General features: G+C 35.8%; 18 protein-coding genes. All 18 read left to right on the top strand.

Annotation, left to right across the window (positions count from 1 at the left end):
- The first annotated feature begins 45 nt into the window (after window positions 1-45).
- The gene (gene rimP, locus WAX74_RS02565; RefSeq protein ID WP_336496082.1) at window positions 46-525 is read left to right on the top strand and encodes a ribosome maturation factor RimP; all 480 of its coding nucleotides are present in this window, start codon (window positions 46-48) and stop codon (window positions 523-525) included.
- Window positions 526-547: 22 nt separating this feature from the next.
- Window positions 548-1,678: a transcription termination factor NusA gene (gene nusA / locus WAX74_RS02560; protein WP_336496081.1), complete on the top strand. Its 1,131-nt coding sequence runs from the start codon at window positions 548-550 to the stop codon at window positions 1,676-1,678.
- 19 nt (window positions 1,679-1,697) lie between these two features.
- Entirely contained in the window at window positions 1,698-1,976 is a 279-nt protein-coding gene (rnpM, locus tag WAX74_RS02555) for an RNase P modulator RnpM (RefSeq protein WP_336496080.1), read from the top strand.
- The gene (locus tag WAX74_RS02550; RefSeq protein ID WP_336496079.1) at window positions 1,973-2,293 is read left to right on the top strand and encodes a YlxQ family RNA-binding protein; all 321 of its coding nucleotides are present in this window, start codon (window positions 1,973-1,975) and stop codon (window positions 2,291-2,293) included. The genes rnpM and WAX74_RS02550 overlap by 4 nt, the downstream gene beginning before the upstream one ends.
- A gap of 4 nt (window positions 2,294-2,297) precedes the next feature.
- Window positions 2,298-4,691: a translation initiation factor IF-2 gene (infB, locus tag WAX74_RS02545; RefSeq protein ID WP_336496078.1), complete on the top strand. Its 2,394-nt coding sequence runs from the start codon at window positions 2,298-2,300 to the stop codon at window positions 4,689-4,691.
- Window positions 4,691-4,969 carry a DUF503 domain-containing protein gene (locus tag WAX74_RS02540; RefSeq protein ID WP_336496077.1) on the top strand — a complete coding sequence of 93 codons (279 nt, stop codon included), beginning with the start codon at window positions 4,691-4,693 and terminating at the stop codon, window positions 4,967-4,969. The genes infB and WAX74_RS02540 overlap by 1 nt, the downstream gene beginning before the upstream one ends.
- Before the next feature lie 23 nt (window positions 4,970-4,992).
- Window positions 4,993-5,343, top strand: a complete 351-nt coding sequence (gene rbfA, locus WAX74_RS02535; protein WP_336496076.1) for a 30S ribosome-binding factor RbfA — start codon at window positions 4,993-4,995, stop codon at window positions 5,341-5,343.
- Between the two features lie 74 nt (window positions 5,344-5,417).
- A complete protein-coding gene (truB, locus tag WAX74_RS02530; protein WP_336496075.1) occupies window positions 5,418-6,338 on the top strand; it encodes a tRNA pseudouridine(55) synthase TruB in 921 nt (306 codons plus the stop codon).
- 1 nt (window position 6,339) lies between these two features.
- Window positions 6,340-7,290: a riboflavin biosynthesis protein RibF gene (ribF, locus tag WAX74_RS02525; protein ID WP_336496074.1), complete on the top strand. Its 951-nt coding sequence runs from the start codon at window positions 6,340-6,342 to the stop codon at window positions 7,288-7,290.
- A 131-nt stretch (window positions 7,291-7,421) separates the two neighbouring features.
- Window positions 7,422-7,691, top strand: coding sequence for a 30S ribosomal protein S15 (gene rpsO / locus WAX74_RS02520; protein WP_053589935.1), 270 nt, complete (start codon window positions 7,422-7,424; stop codon window positions 7,689-7,691).
- Window positions 7,692-7,845: 154 nt separating this feature from the next.
- Window positions 7,846-9,963, top strand: a complete 2,118-nt coding sequence (pnp, locus tag WAX74_RS02515; RefSeq protein ID WP_336496073.1) for a polyribonucleotide nucleotidyltransferase — start codon at window positions 7,846-7,848, stop codon at window positions 9,961-9,963.
- Window positions 9,964-10,189: 226 nt separating this feature from the next.
- Window positions 10,190-11,416 (top strand): M16 family metallopeptidase, encoded by a 1,227-nt coding sequence (locus WAX74_RS02510; RefSeq protein ID WP_336496072.1) that lies wholly within the window; start codon window positions 10,190-10,192, stop codon window positions 11,414-11,416.
- A 112-nt stretch (window positions 11,417-11,528) separates the two neighbouring features.
- Complete coding sequence (locus tag WAX74_RS02505) at window positions 11,529-11,807, top strand: YlmC/YmxH family sporulation protein (protein WP_336496071.1); 279 nt, start codon at window positions 11,529-11,531, stop codon at window positions 11,805-11,807.
- Entirely contained in the window at window positions 11,797-12,603 is an 807-nt protein-coding gene (locus tag WAX74_RS02500) for an NAD(P)-dependent oxidoreductase (RefSeq protein WP_336496070.1), read from the top strand. The genes WAX74_RS02505 and WAX74_RS02500 overlap by 11 nt, the downstream gene beginning before the upstream one ends.
- A complete protein-coding gene (locus tag WAX74_RS02495; RefSeq protein ID WP_336496069.1) occupies window positions 12,597-13,184 on the top strand; it encodes a dipicolinate synthase subunit B in 588 nt (195 codons plus the stop codon). Before WAX74_RS02500 ends, WAX74_RS02495 begins: the two co-directional genes overlap by 7 nt.
- A gap of 88 nt (window positions 13,185-13,272) precedes the next feature.
- A complete protein-coding gene (gene asd, locus WAX74_RS02490) occupies window positions 13,273-14,319 on the top strand; it encodes an aspartate-semialdehyde dehydrogenase (protein ID WP_336496068.1) in 1,047 nt (348 codons plus the stop codon).
- 5 nt (window positions 14,320-14,324) lie between these two features.
- Window positions 14,325-15,206 carry a 4-hydroxy-tetrahydrodipicolinate synthase gene (gene dapA / locus WAX74_RS02485; RefSeq protein ID WP_336496067.1) on the top strand — a complete coding sequence of 294 codons (882 nt, stop codon included), beginning with the start codon at window positions 14,325-14,327 and terminating at the stop codon, window positions 15,204-15,206.
- A gap of 884 nt (window positions 15,207-16,090) precedes the next feature.
- Window positions 16,091-17,758 carry a ribonuclease J gene (locus tag WAX74_RS02480; RefSeq protein ID WP_336496066.1) on the top strand — a complete coding sequence of 556 codons (1,668 nt, stop codon included), beginning with the start codon at window positions 16,091-16,093 and terminating at the stop codon, window positions 17,756-17,758.
- Window positions 17,759-17,898 lie beyond the last annotated feature (140 nt).

Below are 17,898 nucleotides of genomic sequence, written 5' to 3'. Positions count from 1 at the left end.
CTTTTCTGTTGTTATATAGAAAATATTGTTATATAGGAGGTATGTATGAGTAATATAACAAGTAAAATTGAAGAGCTTGTAACTCCGATATTACAGGAGTTGAACTTAGAGCTTGTAGATATTGAATATGTCAAAGAAGGTCGCGATTGGTTTTTACGAGTATATATTGATACACCAACTGGGGGTATTGATATCGAGCAATGTGCTCAAGTTAGTGAAAAACTTAGTGAAAAATTAGATGTCGAGGATCCTATTAAAGAAAACTACTTTTTAGAAGTCTCGTCACCTGGGGCAGAACGTCCGTTGAAAAAAGATGCTGATTTTCTACAAGCAGTTGGAAAATATGTTTATATTAAAACGTATGAACCTGTTAACGGGGCAAAAGAATTCGAAGGGACATTACTTTCTTATTCTCCAGATGAAGGTGCTTTAATTGAAGTACGTGTGAAAACCAGAAGAGTTAAAATTCAAATTGAAAAAGAGAAAATTGCGCTTGCTCGTTTAGCGATCGATTTCTCTGCATAATGTATATTGGGGAGTGATAGCTATGAGTAGTGATTTATTAGATGCGCTAACTGCGCTCGAACAACAAAAAGGAATATCTAGAGATGTATTAATTGAAGCAATAGAAGCAGCGTTAGTGACAGCTTATAAAAGAAACTTCAATCAAGCACAAAATGTTCGTGTAGACATAAATTTGGCAACAGGCACTATGCTTGTGTATTCAAGAAAAGATGTCGTAGAAGAAGTAGAAGATGATCGTCTACAAATTTCTTTAGATGATGCAAGAGCTATTAACCCACACTATATCGTGGGAGATGTAGTAGAGGAAGAAGTAACTCCTCGTAACTTTGGGCGTATTGCGGCACAAACTGCCAAACAAGTTGTAACGCAAAGAGTGCGTGAGGCAGAACGTGGTCTCATTTATGAAGAGTATGTAGATCGTGAAGATGATATTGTCAATGGTATTGTAGAGCGCTTAGATGCACGTAATATTTATGTTGGCTTAGGTAAAGTTGAAGCAGTATTACCAGTGAATGAACAAATTCAAACTGAAACTTACCGCCCACATGATCGTATTAAAGTCTATATTACAAAAGTAGAGCGCACAACTCGCGGACCACAAGTGTTTGTATCTAGAACACATCCAGGATTACTTCGCCGTTTATTTGAAATGGAAGTTCCTGAAATATTTGAAGGAATTGTAGAAATTAAATCGATTGCTCGCGAAGCAGGAGATCGTTCTAAAATTTCCGTGTTTGCACACAATGATGAAATTGATCCAGTTGGTTCATGTGTTGGAGCAAAAGGAGCACGTGTCCAAACGATTGTGAATGAATTAAGCGGAGAAAAGATTGATATTGTAGAATGGTCAGAAGATCCAGTTGTATTTGTTGCTAATGCACTTAGTCCATCAAAAGTGTTAGATGTGCAAGTAAATGAAGAAGAAAAGTCTACAACTGTTGTTGTACCAGACTATCAACTTTCTTTAGCTATTGGTAAAAGAGGGCAAAATGCACGCCTTGCCGCAAAACTTACTGGCTGGAAAATTGATATTAAAAGTGAAACAGATGCAAGAGAATTAGGAATTTATCCGAATGAAAATTCTCCACAAGTTGTGTTGGAAACCTTAGATGATGAAATGGATGACTTTGACTTCTATAAAGACGAAGACTAAGCAAGGATGGTGAGTTTGAATGGCGGTTCAAAAGAAAATCCCTTTGCGCAAATGTGTTGCAACAGGTGAAATGTTTCCTAAAAAAGAAATGATTCGCATTGTCCGTTCAAAAGAAGGAGAAGTTTCTGTCGATCCTACTGGTAAAAAGTCAGGAAGAGGCGCATACGTTTCAAAAACAGTTGAAGCGGTAAATCAGGCAAAAAAGAAAAACTCCTTAGGCAATCATTTAGAAGCATCTATTCCAAATGAAATTTATGACGAGATAATCGTCTTAATTGAAAGAGAAAAGATAAAATGACCATTGAGCAACAAATAACACAATTATTAGGACTTGCAACACGTGCGAGAAAAACAATTTCTGGTGAAGAATTAGTAGTGAAAGAAATAAGAAGTAAAAAAGCGAAGCTAGTAGTACTAGCATCAGATGCTTCGCAAAATACTTCGAAAAAAATTAATGATAAATGTGCATCTTTTAACGTTGAGCTGCATGTCTTTGGAGACCGGCACGATCTCGGACATGCGACGGGAAAAGAGGCCAGAGTGGCAATAGCCATTATGGATGACGGTTTCGCTAAAAAACTGTCCGGCCTTCTCAACGAATTTAACCGGGGGTGAGCTAATGACTAAAATCAGAGTTCATGAGTACGCGAAACAAATAGAAAAATCTAGTAAAGAAGTTATCGAGCAATTAGGAAAGCTTAATATACAAGTAGCTAACCATATGTCTACGCTTGAAGGAGACGCTGTAAAAAAATTGGATAGTGTTTATAAGAAATCAACTGAAGCAACTTCAAACACTGCTCAATCAAAACCACAGACTTCTACAAAAACACAACAAGTAGGACAAAACAATCGTCCAACTAACCAAGGGCAATCAAGACCAGCAAATCAAGGACAATCAAATCAAGGGCAATCAAGACCAGCAAATCAAGGGCAATCGAGACCATCAAATCAAGGACAATCAAGACCATCAAATCAAGGACAATCAAGACCATCAAATCAAGGGCAATCAAGACCTACTGGGCAAGGACAAAGTAGACCATCAAACAATGGTCAGTCTAAACCTGCTCAAGGAAATGCTTCTCAAGGAACAAACAATCAGTCAAAAGATAAAAAACCGTTCAACAATAATAACAATCGTCCAGGTGGGCAAAATAGACAAGGCGGTCAAAATCGACCAGGACAAAAATTTCAAAAGAGAAGAAAAGGTCCTACTACTCCTGTCCAACCACCAGTACCAAGAAAAGAAAGAGAGCTTCCTGCAAAAATTACATTTACTGAGTCATTAACAGTAACAGAACTTGCGAAAAAACTTGGTCGCGAGCCTTCTGAAATTATTAAAAAACTGTTTTTACTTGGAGTAATGGCTACAATTAACCAGGAACTTGATAAGGATGCAATAGAATTAATTTGTGCAGACTATGGTGTAGAAGTAGAAGAAGAAATAAAAATTGATATTACAGATTTAGAAGTACATTTCGAAGCAACAGAAGAAGATCAAGCTAATCTTAAAGAACGTCCTCCAGTAGTTACAATAATGGGGCACGTAGATCATGGTAAAACAACTTTACTTGACTCAATTCGTCATACAAAAGTTACTGCTGGTGAAGCTGGTGGTATTACGCAACATATCGGGGCTTATCAAATTGTAGACAATGGTAAAAAGATTACTTTCCTAGATACTCCTGGACATGCTGCGTTTACAACGATGCGTGCCCGTGGTGCTAAAGTGACTGATATAACCATTCTTGTAGTAGCAGCAGACGATGGTGTTATGCCTCAAACAGTAGAAGCGATAAATCATGCAAAAGCTGCCGAAGTACCAATTATTGTCGCTGTAAACAAAATGGATAAACCATCCGCAAATCCTGATCGCGTGATGCAAGAGTTAACTGAGCATGGATTAGTACCAGAAGCATGGGGCGGAGAAACAATTTTCGTACCAATTTCTGCTTTAAAAGGAGAAGGAATCGATAATCTCCTTGAAATGGTATTACTTGTTTCAGAAGTAGCAGAATTAAAAGCAAATCCAAAACGCCTAGCCCTTGGTTCCGTTATTGAAGCGCAACTAGATAAAGGTAGAGGTTCAGTTGCTACATTATTAGTTCAAGATGGAACATTACGTATAGGTGACCCAATCGTAGTAGGTCATACATACGGACGTGTTCGTGCTATGGTAAATGATCTTGGACGTCGAGTAAAAGAAGCTGGTCCATCAACGCCAGTGGAAATTACTGGATTAAATGAAGTACCACAAGCAGGAGATCGATTCGTTGTATTTGAGGATGAAAAAACTGCTCGTCAAGTTGGGGAAACTCGTGCATCACAAGCTCAAGTTAACCAACGTTCTGAAAAAACTCGTGTAACCTTGGATAATTTGTTTGATCAAATGAAACAAGGGGAAATGAAAGAATTAAACATTATTGTTAAAGCGGACGTTCAAGGTACTGTAGAAGCTATGGCTGCCTCCTTGATGAAAATCGAAGTAGAAGGTGTAAATGTTCGAATCATTCACACTGGTGCAGGAGCAATTACAGAATCGGATGTAACACTAGCAGCTGCTTCTAACGCTATCATAATAGGGTTTAATGTTCGTCCTGATGTGAACGCAAAACGTGCAGCAGACCAAGAAGGCGTAGATATTCGTTTACACCGAGTAATCTATAAAGTAATTGAAGAAATTGAATTTGCGATGAAAGGACTTTTAGATCCTGAATTCCAAGAAAAAATTATTGGTCAAGCGGAAGTACGTGAAACATTCAAAGTTTCTAAGGTAGGAACTATTGCTGGTTCTTACGTAACGGAAGGTAAAATTTCAAGAGATAGTGGTGTTCGTATTATCCGTGATTCTATCGTTATCTTTGAGGGTGAATTAGATACATTAAAACGTTTCAAAGACGATGCAAAAGAAGTTGCAAAAGGGTATGAATGTGGTATAACGATTAAAAACTTTAATGATATTAAAGAAAACGACATCATTGAAGCATTTATCATGGAAGAGATTAAACGATAATGATCGTATATGCAGAGTGTGAATATATCATTTCTACTGCACATTCCTTAAAAGAAAAAAGAGCTGTTCTTCAACGAATGATCACAAGAACAAAGCAAAAATTTAATGTTTCTATTGGGGAGATAGATCACCAAGACGTCTGGCAGAGAACATGTATTGGTTTAGTGACAGTTGCCTCAGACAAAGTAGCAGCTGAGCGTGAACTAATGCATGCCATTCGATATCTTGATTCTAACCCTGAATGGGAACGTATTGATTTACGAAAAGAATACTTATAATCAGAATATGAGGTGTAGCGATCATGTCTATGCGCGCAAACCGAGTTGCTGAACAAATGAAAAAAGAGCTAGGCGAAATTATTGTCCGAAAACTTAAAGATCCTCGTATCGGTTTTGTTACTGTAACGGATGTAGAGGTTACGGGAGATCTTCAACAAGCGACAATCTATTTAACTGTACTTGGTGGAGAAACGAAACGTGATGAAACATTAAAAGCTTTAGAAAAAGCAAAAGGATTTATTCGTTCTGAAATTGGACATAGAATAAGACTTCGAATTACGCCAGAGCTTCTATTTAAATTTGATGAATCTGCAGCTTATGGAAATCGTATTGATGATTTATTACGAGAAATAAACAAATCATCAGATGAATAAAAAAACAGGAGAAGTCTGCTTATTATTACAAGCAGACTTCTTTGTTGTATATTATCGATATAAGAGGTGAAAAGATGTATGAAGGTATACTTCCATTATGGAAGGAAAAAGGGATGACTTCCCATGATTGTGTATTTAAACTTCGTAAAATACTAAAAATGAAAAGAATTGGGCATACAGGTACACTTGATCCAAGTGTTGAGGGTGTTTTACCAATTTGTCTAGGTCAAGCTACTAAAGTCTCTGAATATATCATGGAACAAGGAAAAACATATATTGCAACAGTAAGTATTGGAGCATCTACTACTACAGAAGATGCCGATGGAGAAATTGTTAACTATGATAAAACTGAAAAGCATTTTACTCGACCACAAATATTACATGTTTTGAAGCAATTAACAGGTGAAATTGTTCAAACTCCACCTATGTATTCTGCAGTAAAAGTTAATGGGAAGAAGTTATATGAATATGCAAGAGAAGGTAAAGAAGTAGAGCGTCCAAGTAGAAAAGTTCTGATATACCAATTAAATCTACTAGATGAAACAAAAGATTTCTGTGGTGAAAATGTTTCCTTTTCAATAGAAATAAGCTGTAGTAAAGGCACATATATTCGGACGCTGGCAGTGCAAATTGGTGAGCTACTAGGTTATCCAGCGCATATGTCTTCCTTAGTTAGAACAACTTCGGGAAGCTTCACGAAAGATCAATGTCTAACATTAGCAGAAGTTGAAAGTGCCAAGGATAACGAGCGTCTAAATGAATTCATTTTTCCAATAAAATATGCTTTACAAAACTGGCCTAGTATAGAAATAACGACAGAAATAAATAAAAGTATTGAAAATGGTCAAGTGATTAATACACATTCTCTCCTCGAAAAAAATGAAAAAATTGTATTTACGAAAAATTCAATTTCTAGAGCAATATATGTAAAGCATCCAACAAAAAATGGTATGATGAAACCGGAGAAAATGTTTTCAACGGAAAAAGGAGATTAATATGGAAGTACATCACTTATCTTATCCAAATCATTTATATGAGAATTTAAACAAGGATAGCTTCTCATTAGCAATAGGTTTTTTTGATGGGGTACATAGGGGACATCAAGCCGTTATTCAAGAAGCATATAAAAAGGCTAAGGAGCTTCAAATTAAAACAGCTGTTATGACTTTTGATCCTCATCCATCTTTAGTGCTAGGTAAAAGTAAAGAACAAGTATTTTATATTACACCATTGGAGCAGAAAATAGAAATCCTGAAAAACCTGAACGTAGATACTTTATTTGTAGTTCGTTTTACTTCCGATTTTGCTAAGTTAACTCCTCCTGAATTTATTGAAGCTTTTATAAAAAAAGTTAATGTAAAGCATGTGACAGCGGGGTTTGATTTTACATTTGGAGCTTATGGGAAAGGGACAATGAAAGAAATGGATCTACTGGCAGATGGAAAGTATTCAGTATCGGTTGTCGATAAACAAGAAATTAATGAAGTTAAAATTAGTTCTACTCGAATTAGAGCTGAGCTTACAACAGGTAACGTAGAAGAAGTTAAACAACTTTTGGGTCGTCCTTTTATGCTGTCTGGTGTAGTTATTCATGGAGATAAAAGAGGAAGAACGATTAATTTCCCAACTGCGAATGTACAACCTACAGAAGGTCAATATACGCCTGCAATTGGTGTCTATGCTGTGAAGATTCGAGTACAAGAAAAATGGTTTGAAGGGGTATGCAATGTTGGTTACAAGCCTACTTTCAACAATCCAGAGGATAAAAAGCTTTCGATTGAAGTACATATTATAGATTTCAATAAGTCTATTTATGGTGAAGAAGTAGATGTACATTGGTACAAAAGAATACGTTCAGAACAAAAATTTAAAGGCATTGAGGAATTAAAAGAACAAATCGCAAAAGATAAATTAGTAGCTATTAATTTTTTTAATGAAAACGAATAAGTTGATTCTCGTGCATTCATATGGTATATTTTAAAAGTACAAAACTGTACTTAACCATTCCTTGGCTTTTTCGATTCTCCAACGATTGCTCAGGAACTGGGGATACTATGAAATTTTAGGAGGAAAATAACATGGCAATTACACAAGAACGCAAAAATGAACTTATCGCTGAGTTCAGAACTCACGAAAGTGATACTGGATCTGCTGATATTCAAATCGCAATTCTTACAGAAGAAATCAATTCTTTAAACGAACATTTGCGTACACATAAGAAAGATCATCATTCACGTCGTGGTCTTTTCAAAATGGTTGGACGTCGCCGTAACTTGTTAAAATACTTACGTGAAAACGAAGTACAACGTTACCGTGAGTTAATCGCTAAACTTGGTTTACGTCGATAATTATAACATGGAAGAAAGCGGGATTCGTCCCGCTTTTTCTTTTGCATAAAATACTTCGCATAGTTTTGATATTTTTGATACACTACTTATGATACATATACTTTTATATGCCCTGTATAAGGAGTTTTTTTAAGTTGAGAGGAGTTCTGATTAAATGAGTGAAAAGAAAGTGTTTACGTACGAATGGGCTGGCCGTCCATTGCAAGTGGAAATAGGACAACTTGCAAAACAAGCGAATGGCGCAGTTTTAGTAAGATATGGTGATACAAGTGTGCTATCAGTAGCAACTGCTTCAAAGAATCCTAAAAATCTTGATTTCTTCCCATTAACAGTTAATTATGAAGAAAAATTATATGCTGTTGGTAAGATTCCTGGTGGATTTATTAAACGTGAAGGACGCCCTTCTGAAAGAGCAATCTTAACTAGTCGTTTAATTGACCGTCCAATTCGTCCTTTATTTCCAGACGGATTCCGTAATGAAGTTCAAGTAATTTCAATCGTTATGTCTGTAGATCAAAACTGTTCTTCAGAGATGGCGGCAATGCTTGGTTCTTCTTTGGCATTGAGCGTATCGGATATTCCGTTCGATGGACCAATCGCTGGAGTTCAAGTAGGTTTAATTGGTGATGAATTTATCATTAATCCAACTGTTGCACAAATGGAAAAAAGTATATTAGATTTAACTGTAGCAGGAACAAAAGATGCGATAAACATGGTAGAAGCAGGAGCAAAGGAAGTTTCTGAAGAAGTTGTGTTAGAAGCAATTATGTTTGGTCACAATGAAATTATCAAACTAATCGAATTCCAAGAAAAGGTTGTTGCAGAGATTGGTAAAGAGAAAAAAGAAATTCCTCTTTTCGAATTGGACAAAGAACTTTTTGAAGAAGTAAAAGGAATTTGTGAAGCAAAACTTGTACAAGCAATACAAGTGCAAGAAAAGCATGCTCGTGAAGATGCTATTACGGAAGTGAAAAATGAAGTATTAGAGCAATATACTGAAAAAGAAGCATCGGAAGAAAATCTAAAACAAGTTCGCGAAATTTTAGATGCGATGGTTAAAGAGGAAGTTCGTCGTTTAATAACAGAAGATAAAATTCGTCCAGATGGTCGTGGAGTTGCTGAAATTCGCCCACTATCTTCTGAAGTTGGTATTTTACCTAGAACGCATGGTTCAGGATTATTCACTCGTGGACAAACACAAGCTTTGAGTATTTGTACATTAGGACCGCTTGGCGATGTGCAAATCATCGATGGACTTGGATTAGAAGAATCAAAACGTTTCATGCATCATTATAATTTCCCACAATTTAGTGTTGGAGAAACTGGGCCAATCCGTGCTCCAGGCCGTCGTGAAATTGGACATGGTGCTTTAGGTGAGCGAGCTCTAGAAGCAGTGATTCCAGATGAAAATGATTTCCCATATACACTTCGTTTAGTGGCTGAAGTATTAGAATCAAATGGTTCTACATCTCAAGCAAGTATTTGTGCTTCTACACTAGCAATGATGGATGCTGGGGTGCCTCTAAAAGCACCAGTCGCAGGAATTGCGATGGGTCTTGTAAAAAAAGGCGAGAACTATACAATTTTAACAGATATTCAAGGTATGGAAGATCATCTTGGAGATATGGACTTTAAAGTAGCAGGAACATCTAAAGGTATTACTGCTCTTCAAATGGATATCAAAATTGACGGTCTATCAAGAACCATTTTAGAAGAAGCTCTTGAACAAGCTAAAATTGGTCGTATGCAGATTTTAGAAAGCATGCTTTCAACTATTGGCGAGCCTCGTGAAAAACTTTCTAAATATGCACCTAAAATTTCTGTTATAAAAATTAACCCTGATAAAATTCGTGATGTAATTGGACCAGGTGGTAAACAAATCAATAAAATCATTGATGAAACTGGCGTAAAAATTGATACTGAGCAAGATGGTACAATTTATATTGCATCAGCAGATGAAGATATGATTGCTCGTGCAAGAGAAATAATTGAAAATATTGTTCGAGTTGCACAAGTTGGTGAATACTATTTAGGTAAAGTTAAACGTATTGAAAAATTCGGTGCTTTCGTAGAAATATTCAGTGGAAAAGATGGATTGCTTCATATTTCTGAAATTCAAGAAGAACGTACGAAAAATGTAGAAGATGTCTTAAAAATTGGCGATGAGCTTTTAGTGAAAGTTATTGAAATCGACAACCAAGGTCGTGTTAACTTATCTAGAAAAGTAGTACTAAAAGAAGAAAAAGAACGCGCAGAACAAAAAGAACAGTAATGAAGAAATGTGAAAGGCTTCCGTTAGTTAGCGACAAGTAAATAAATATCCTGGGGAGTCAGCCTTTCAGGAAATTCATTAGAATTCGAGCTGACTAAAACTTGGAGTCTTTACAGATCATGAGTTGAAGAGTATAAAACGTTCTAATATAAAAGGTTGACCGTAGTTTAGTTTCTACGGCAACCTTTTTGAATGTTTGAATAATATAAATAGGGGTGTTGTTAATTTGATAAATAAAATAACCTGTGACAATGGAATTCGTATTGTTTCGGAACATATTCCACATGTACGCTCTGTTGCTGTCGGGATATGGGTACAAGCGGGTTCACGAAATGAACTACCAGAAGAAAACGGGCTAACTCACTTTATCGAACATATGCTTTTTAAAGGTACATCTTCGAGATCTGCAAAACAAATTGCAGAAGAATTTGATCGAATCGGCGGTAATATAAATGCATTTACATCTAAAGAAAATACTTGCTACTATGCAAAGGTTTTGAATCACCATGCGAAGCATGCAGTTGAAATACTTGCCGATATGTTTTTTAATTCTACTTTTGATGCAAATGAAATCGACAAAGAAAGACAGGTAGTTCTAGAAGAAATAAATATGGTGGAAGATACACCAGATGATATTGTTCATGAATATTTATGGAGAGCTATGTATGATGACAATCCTTTAGGGTCTCCAATATTGGGTACTGAAGAGACATTAAACAGCTTCACAAAAGAATCTATTTTATCATATATGGAAAAACATTATATACCAGAAAATATTGTGGTTTCCGTCGCAGGCGATATTCAAGAGGGTTTATTAGAATATATTGAATCGCTATTTGGGCATTTTAACGGTGAAAATTCACAAGTTACATCGCTCGAAATACCAAGGCTCAAAGCTACTTATACAGAAAACTTCCGAGAAACGGAGCAAGCCCATATTTGTCTAGCGTATCCTGCTTTAAGTGTAAAAGCTGACAATATTTATAGTCTTGTTGTATTAAACAATATCCTAGGAGGAAGTATGTCCTCTAGACTTTTCCAAGATATCCGAGAGGATAAAGGGCTTGCTTATTCCATATACTCGTATCATTCCGCATATGAAGATACTGGTGTTCTAGCTATATATGGTGGAACCTCTAGTAATCAATTAACAGAATTAAAGAGTTCCATTTTGGATACGATTCAAACGATTGTTAAGAATGGAATGACTGAGACTGAGGTTACAAACTCTAAAGAACAATTAAAAGGTAACTTGCTATTAGGTTTAGAAAGTACAAATTCTCGAATGAGTAGGAATGGGAAAAATGAGCTCCTTTTTGGGAAACATCGCTCTTTAGATGAAGTCAGTGAAACCATAGATGAAGTAACACTAGATTCGGTCCAAGATCTTGCAAAAGAAATCTTTGCTCATGAACCTGCTATTTCCATCATAATGCCTAAAAAAGTCGATTAAATAATCGGCTTTTTTTGCTGCCTAATTTCGTGTAGACTGTTGTCTTTTTCTATTCACTTTGTTTAAGGAAAAGGCATATACATAAGTAGAAGTATAAGGGGGAGGGAAAAGGTTGTTACTTTCGGAACTTGCTGAAAAAGAGCTTATCCAAGTAAAAGACGGTGCACGATATGGTAAACTTGCGAACACCGAGTTACTTTTTGATCCAACTACGGGAAAGATTCAAGGTTTTGAAGTATATCAAAAGTCAGCTTCTTTTTTTCAAGGAAATAAAGCAAATAAGAAAAGAGAATTTATTTCATGGGAAGAAATTATTCTTATAGGGAAAGACCGCATTTTGTTTAATGAGGCAGATACTTTTAATGATTCAAGTGGTTATTATGAACAATAAGTTAGCAATCATTGGTACCGATGAGCGATTAGAGTACCTCCAAGAAGTATTGTCCGAGAATTTAGAAGTTAAATTATTCGCAACTATGGTTTGGAATGGTGAGGTTGAGAATGGAATAAAGGAATTCCAACCTAATATAGTATTCATGCCCATTCAAGCAATGAAGATGGAGCGTCCTTTCTCATTGCCTAAAACATGCAATATACTTTTTGTTGGTAAGAAATACAAAGAAATAGAAAATGCTTGTGAAGAGAATAAAAGAAATGTATTTTACTATTTAGAAGATGAACCATGGATCTGGGATAATGCAAATCTTACGGCTGAAGGGTTTATTCATTATTTTTATTTAAATGAAAAGCAGTCTGTATACAACAAAAAATTTATTATTACTGGGTATGGAAGAGTCGGAAAAAGGCTAGCATTTGCCTTACATCATTTAGGGGCAAAAGTAATCATATCTGTACGCTCAGAGAATCAGTTGTTTGAAGCAAAAAGCTATGGATATGAAATTGAAGCATTAGATCATGTAATAGAGAAATTAAAAGATCCAGGAGTTTATTTAGTCAATACAATACCTTCCAAATGGTTAAATAATGCAGATGCTATATATTTCAGTAAAATTATTGACCTTGCATCCAAGCCAGGCTGTCTATTAGATTCAAGTGATAATATTCCAGATAATTATGTTAACCCTACAAGTTTGCCAGGGATGTACTTTCCTCAAGATGCAGGAAATTTATTAGCAAGGTCGGTTCGAAATCAATTGGCCTTATTAGAGGAGGATAATTTGTGTTAAAAGGTCTTAGAATAGGTCTTGGAATAACCGCTTCTCATTGTACGTATGAGGAAGTCATTCCAATGATTAATCAATTTACAGATAAAGGTGCTACAGTTGTACCTATAATTACGTACTCTGTTTTAACAGCAGCAACCCGATTTGGAACAGGTGAAGAATGGATTGAAAAAATAGAAAAAGCAAGCGAAAGTAAGGTAGTTTCTAAAATTGTGGAAGCAGAACCTTTTGGACCGACAAACCCACTAGATTGCATGGTTATTGCACCGATGACAGGGAATTCAATTAGTAAGCTTGCGAATGCACAAACTGACTCACCTGTCTTGATGGCTGCTAAAGCTACTTTACGAAACGGCAAGCCAGTTGTATTAGGCATCTCAACGAATGATGCACTTGGATTAAATGGTATGAATATTATGAAGCTCCTTTCTACTAAAAATATTTACTTTATCCCCTTTGGTCAAGACAATCCTCACAAAAAACCAAACTCACTAATCGCAGACTTTACTCAAATCATACCAACTGTGGAACATGCTATTCAATCAAAGCAATTACAACCCTTACTCATAAGTCATACATTATAAATATTATAGATGGTGTATTTTCATGTAATATCATGTATAATATGATACAATATCGCAAGAATGTTTTGATTTTAGGAGGAGAGCTTTTATGTCACAGGGTTATATAGTAGCAGTAGTCGGAGCGACTGGTGCAGTTGGTCAAAAAATTATTGAAAAATTAGTAGAGAGAAATTTTCCTTATTCAACTTTAAAGCTTTTAGCTTCTAAAAATTCAGCAGGTAAACAAGTAGAAGTAAATGGTACATCTTATACAATTGAAGAAGCAACACCAGATTCTTTTGAAGGAGTAGATGTTGCATTTTTCTCTGCAGGTGGTGCAATATCAAAAGCTTTGGCAAAAGAAGCAAGCAATAGAGGTGCCATTGTCATTGATAACACGAGTGCATTCCGTATGGATAAAGATACTCCTCTTGTTGTTCCTGAAGTAAATAAACAAGCATTACATGAGCAAAAAGGGATTATTGCTAATCCAAATTGTTCTACTATTCAGATGGTTTGTGCTTTAGAACCTATCCGACAACACTATGGTTTAAATAAAGTAATAGTTTCTACTTATCAAGCAGTTTCAGGTGCAGGGGCAGCAGCAATTCAAGAACTAACTGTTCAAAGTGAGGCAATTCAAGAAAAAAATCCAGAACCTCAAATTTTGCCAGTGAAAAGTGCAGAAAAGCATTATCCAATCGCTGGAAACGTTATTCCTCAAATTGATGTGTTTGAGACAGATGGATTTACATTTGAAGAGCATAAAATGATGAACGAGACGAAAAAGATCATGTCTATGCCGGAACTTTCAATTGCTGCAACTTGCGTGCGTGTACCAGTAGTTACAGGACATTCTGAATCTGTATATATCGAAGTAGATAAAGAAAATGTAACTCTTAATGATATAAAAGAAGTGCTTTCTTCTGCGAAAGGTATAACTGTCCAAGATAAACCTGAGCAACAACATTATCCAATGCCATATTTTGCAGAAGATAAAGACGATGTATTTGTAGGGCGTATTAGAAAAGATCCTTCAAGCGATAAAGGCTTCCATATGTGGATCGTTTCCGACAACTTATTAAAAGGTGCAGCACTTAACTCAATTCAAATTGCAGAAGCTTTAATTGAAGAAGGTATACTAAAAGAGGTGTAAGAAAAATGAATATAGGTCAAGTTTCTACAGCAATGGTTACTCCATTTCAAAATGATGGATCAATCGATTATAAAGCAACAGAGAAACTAATTGAACACTTACTTTCAAATGGAACAGACTCACTTGTTGTTTGCGGAACAACAGGAGAATCTCCAACATTATCAACAGATGAGAAGTTAAAATTAATACAATTTGTTGTAGAAAAAGTGAACAAAAGAATTCCCGTAATAGCAGGAACAGGAAGCAATAATACAGCTGCTTCCATTGAGTTATCATTAAAAGCTGAGGCACTTGGAGCAGATGCTCTTATGATTGTGACTCCATACTATAATAAACCAAATCAAAGAGGTATGATTGCACACTTTAAAGCAATAGCTAATGCAACTACATTACCAATAGTAGTGTATAATATCCCTGGTCGTTCGGTTGTTAATTTGGAGCCTGAATCGATTGTAGAGTTAAGTAAAATACCATCGATTCAAATTGTAAAAGAAGCAAGCGGAAGCTTGGATCAAATGACAAAGATTTTAGCAAATACAGATGATGATTTCCTTGTTTATAGTGGTGATGACTCTTTAACGTTACCATTATTGGCGATTGGGGGATCAGGAATAATCTCAGTTGCTTCCCATGTTATCGGAACAGAAATGCAAGAGATGATTCAATTATTTCATACTGGTGAACTTAAAAAATCAGCGCAAATACATCAACGAATTTTACCTGTGATTAAAGGATTATTTGAACACCCAAATCCAGTAGTGGTCAAATATGCCCTTTCTAAAATAGGGATAGAAGTTGGTTCATTACGTTTACCACTTGTTGAAATGACTACAGAAGAAAAAACAGCATTCGATCAAATTTGGGAAAGTTATTTAGAGAGTAAATAAATACAATTAGACTGAAGACAAACTCGAGAAAAACGAGTTTTCTACAGTCTTTTTTATTTTAAAAAGGATAAATCAGGTTTTTCAAAGCTTACCGCTCGCTTCTTGCATAAGCCTCGTTGATTTCCGTTCCAGGCGGACGCTTTCCGCCGGCATGGCTTCAGCCGCTTCCCTCACTACGTTCAGTCCAGGGTCTTCAGCTCATGCACCTGCCGCTTCGCTTTCGGTGCAGAAAACATTTGCTATTCCGGCTGGAGTCGCCGCCTTCCGCTACAATCAACTAATGTATCTTACTATTATGCCTTTCCTCTATCTTAAAAAGCATTGTTTTCCTTTATAACTAAATTAAAGGAAATGCAGGTAGGAGCTCCCCAAGATATCAACCTAAGAAACCATTAATTTAAGTCCATACATTGCGATTCAAAGAAATAAGGCACTTTCTGTTTAAAATTGAACAGAAAGTACCTTATTTTTGTCGAAAAAACAATTATGTTATTTATAAAGAAAGTTTTTCAGTGCCCTCGCTACGCTCCTGCAGGGATTCGTCTGCCTCGCTTTCCCGCTGGAGTCGCCACCATCCACTCCAAAGTATCGCAATGTCCAAAGTAAAATGTACACAACGAGCTTATTGAAAAAACGAATGGGTGGTAGTGAGGGCAGTCAGACCAAGCATTAATAAAATCCATAGTAAGCAAAATCTGTCCAAAGTACTTCGGTACTGATGGGAAATCAATTTTTGAACCAAAGCGATAAAAAATTTGCACTTTTTTATAGTTTCTACTATTACATAACAGATGTGTTACGCTTTTATTATTGTGCGAATCGTCGTCGTTCGATATAATGAATTCTAGTGGATGTTGGTCGGGTTAATTTTAGGAGGAAAACAATTGGTTAAAGTAAAAAATGAACTTATTCGAATTATACCGCTTGGTGGAGTGGGAGAAATCGGAAAAGCAATGTATGTGGTAGAAATTGACGAAGAAATATTCGTAGTAGACAGTGGACTTATGTTCCCAGAAAATGAAATGCTTGGTATTGATATTGTGATACCAGATATAACGTATTTAGAAGAAAATAAGAGTCGCGTTAAAGGTATCTTTTTAACTCATGGACATGAGGATGCTATTGGATCTATAGCTTATTTATTGCAAAAAGTACAAGCACCTGTGTATGGATCTAAGCTAACAATTGCATTAGCGAAAACTCATATAAAAGCATTGCCTACAAAGCAACAGGTTAAATACTTTGAAGTATCGAATAAGAGTCGTATGAATTTCCAAAATACTTATGTGACTTTTTTCCATACGACACATAGTATTCCAGATTCACTCGGTATTGTTTTTCATACTTCAGAGGGTGCAATTGTGCATACAGGAGAATTTAAATTCGACCAATCAGCTAAAGGAAAGTATCGCCCTGATATAGCAAAAATTGCAGGACTTGGTGAAGAAGGCGTATTTATTTTATTATCTGATTCGACGGAAGCAGAAAGACCAGGATATACAACATCAGAAGCAGTAATTGAAAACCAATTATCAGAAACATTCCACGCTGCTCAAGGTCGTATTCTTGTTTCTTTATATGCATCTAACTTTATTCGAATTCAACAAGTGTTCGATAAAGCAGCAGAAACTCGTAAAAAAGTTGCTATAGCAGGAAAAAGCTTAGAAAATATATTTGAAATAGGACTAGATTTAGGTTATTTCACTGTTGAGGAAGATACAATTATTCCAATTAAAGAAATATCGAAGTATAACGATAATGAAATCGTCGTAATCGTATCAGGTAATCAAGGTGAACCACTTGAAGCATTAGAAAAAATGGTTCGAAAACATCACAAAGATATCAAAATCAAAGACACAGATACAGTATTAATTACATTTACCCCTTCTCCTGGTATGGAGGTAGGTATGTATTCAACAATGAACCAAATTGCTAAAGCAGGAGCAAAAGTATTAACTTCTGAAAAAAATGTTCATGTATCTGGACATGGTAGTCAAGAAGATTTAAAAATGATGCTTAATTTAACAAAGCCGACCTATTTTATCCCGATTCAAGGTGAATATCGTATGTTAATGGCTCACTCTAAATTAGCTCAAGACATTGGTATGTCAAAATCAGAAATTTTTATTGCTGATAAAGGCGATATTGTCGAATATAAAAATGGAAAAGTTAGAATGAGTGGTCGAGTTCAAGCAGGTAACGTTTTGATAGATGGTATTGGTGTAGGGGATGTAGGAAATATTGTTCTACGTGATCGCAAGCTTTTATCGCAGGATGGTATATTTATTGTTGTAGTTACATTAAACCGTGCTCAAAAGAAAATTGCTTCCGGACCAGAAATACTATCAAGAGGATTCGTCTATGTAAGAGAGTCTGAAGAGTTAATGGATGAATCTGCTAAACTAGTAAAAACAGTTGTTGAAAAATATGTGAATAAAGAAACGTTTGAATGGACAAACATAAAACAAGAAATCCGCGATACGCTAAATTCATATTTATTCCAACAAACAAAAAGACGTCCAATGATCATCCCGATTATTATGGAATATTAATATGAGTTTATAAGGATTTCCTTTCCGCTATCTTGTGGAAGGAAATCCTTTTTATCATTTTGAGAAAAGCAGGTGACTTAGTTGGCACAAAAAAGGAAAAAACAGGTTAAAAAAACAACGAACAAAAAAACGTTACATCC

It is taken from the genome of Psychrobacillus mangrovi (assembly GCF_037104765.1).
Classification (GTDB): Bacteria; Bacillota; Bacilli; order Bacillales_A; family Planococcaceae; genus Psychrobacillus; species Psychrobacillus mangrovi.
This window is presented reverse-complemented; position numbering and strand designations above follow the sequence as displayed.

What these genes read in the sequence shown, in the direction of transcription:
- WAX74_RS02500 (WP_336496070.1), top strand. Translation starts at nt 11,797, where the DNA reads ATGAACAATAAGTTAGCAATCATTGGTACCGATGAGCGATTAGAGTAC.
- asd (WP_336496068.1), top strand. Translation starts at nt 13,273, where the DNA reads ATGTCACAGGGTTATATAGTAGCAGTAGTCGGAGCGACTGGTGCAGTT.
- ribF (WP_336496074.1), top strand. Translation starts at nt 6,340, where the DNA reads ATGGAAGTACATCACTTATCTTATCCAAATCATTTATATGAGAATTTA.
- rimP (WP_336496082.1), top strand. Translation starts at nt 46, where the DNA reads ATGAGTAATATAACAAGTAAAATTGAAGAGCTTGTAACTCCGATATTA.
- WAX74_RS02540 (WP_336496077.1), top strand. Translation starts at nt 4,691, where the DNA reads ATGATCGTATATGCAGAGTGTGAATATATCATTTCTACTGCACATTCC.
- truB (WP_336496075.1), top strand. Translation starts at nt 5,418, where the DNA reads ATGTATGAAGGTATACTTCCATTATGGAAGGAAAAAGGGATGACTTCC.
- rpsO (WP_053589935.1), top strand. Translation starts at nt 7,422, where the DNA reads ATGGCAATTACACAAGAACGCAAAAATGAACTTATCGCTGAGTTCAGA.
- nusA (WP_336496081.1), top strand. Translation starts at nt 548, where the DNA reads ATGAGTAGTGATTTATTAGATGCGCTAACTGCGCTCGAACAACAAAAA.
- rnpM (WP_336496080.1), top strand. Translation starts at nt 1,698, where the DNA reads ATGGCGGTTCAAAAGAAAATCCCTTTGCGCAAATGTGTTGCAACAGGT.
- pnp (WP_336496073.1), top strand. Translation starts at nt 7,846, where the DNA reads ATGAGTGAAAAGAAAGTGTTTACGTACGAATGGGCTGGCCGTCCATTG.
- infB (WP_336496078.1), top strand. Translation starts at nt 2,298, where the DNA reads ATGACTAAAATCAGAGTTCATGAGTACGCGAAACAAATAGAAAAATCT.
- WAX74_RS02550 (WP_336496079.1), top strand. Translation starts at nt 1,973, where the DNA reads ATGACCATTGAGCAACAAATAACACAATTATTAGGACTTGCAACACGT.
- rbfA (WP_336496076.1), top strand. Translation starts at nt 4,993, where the DNA reads ATGTCTATGCGCGCAAACCGAGTTGCTGAACAAATGAAAAAAGAGCTA.
- dapA (WP_336496067.1), top strand. Translation starts at nt 14,325, where the DNA reads ATGAATATAGGTCAAGTTTCTACAGCAATGGTTACTCCATTTCAAAAT.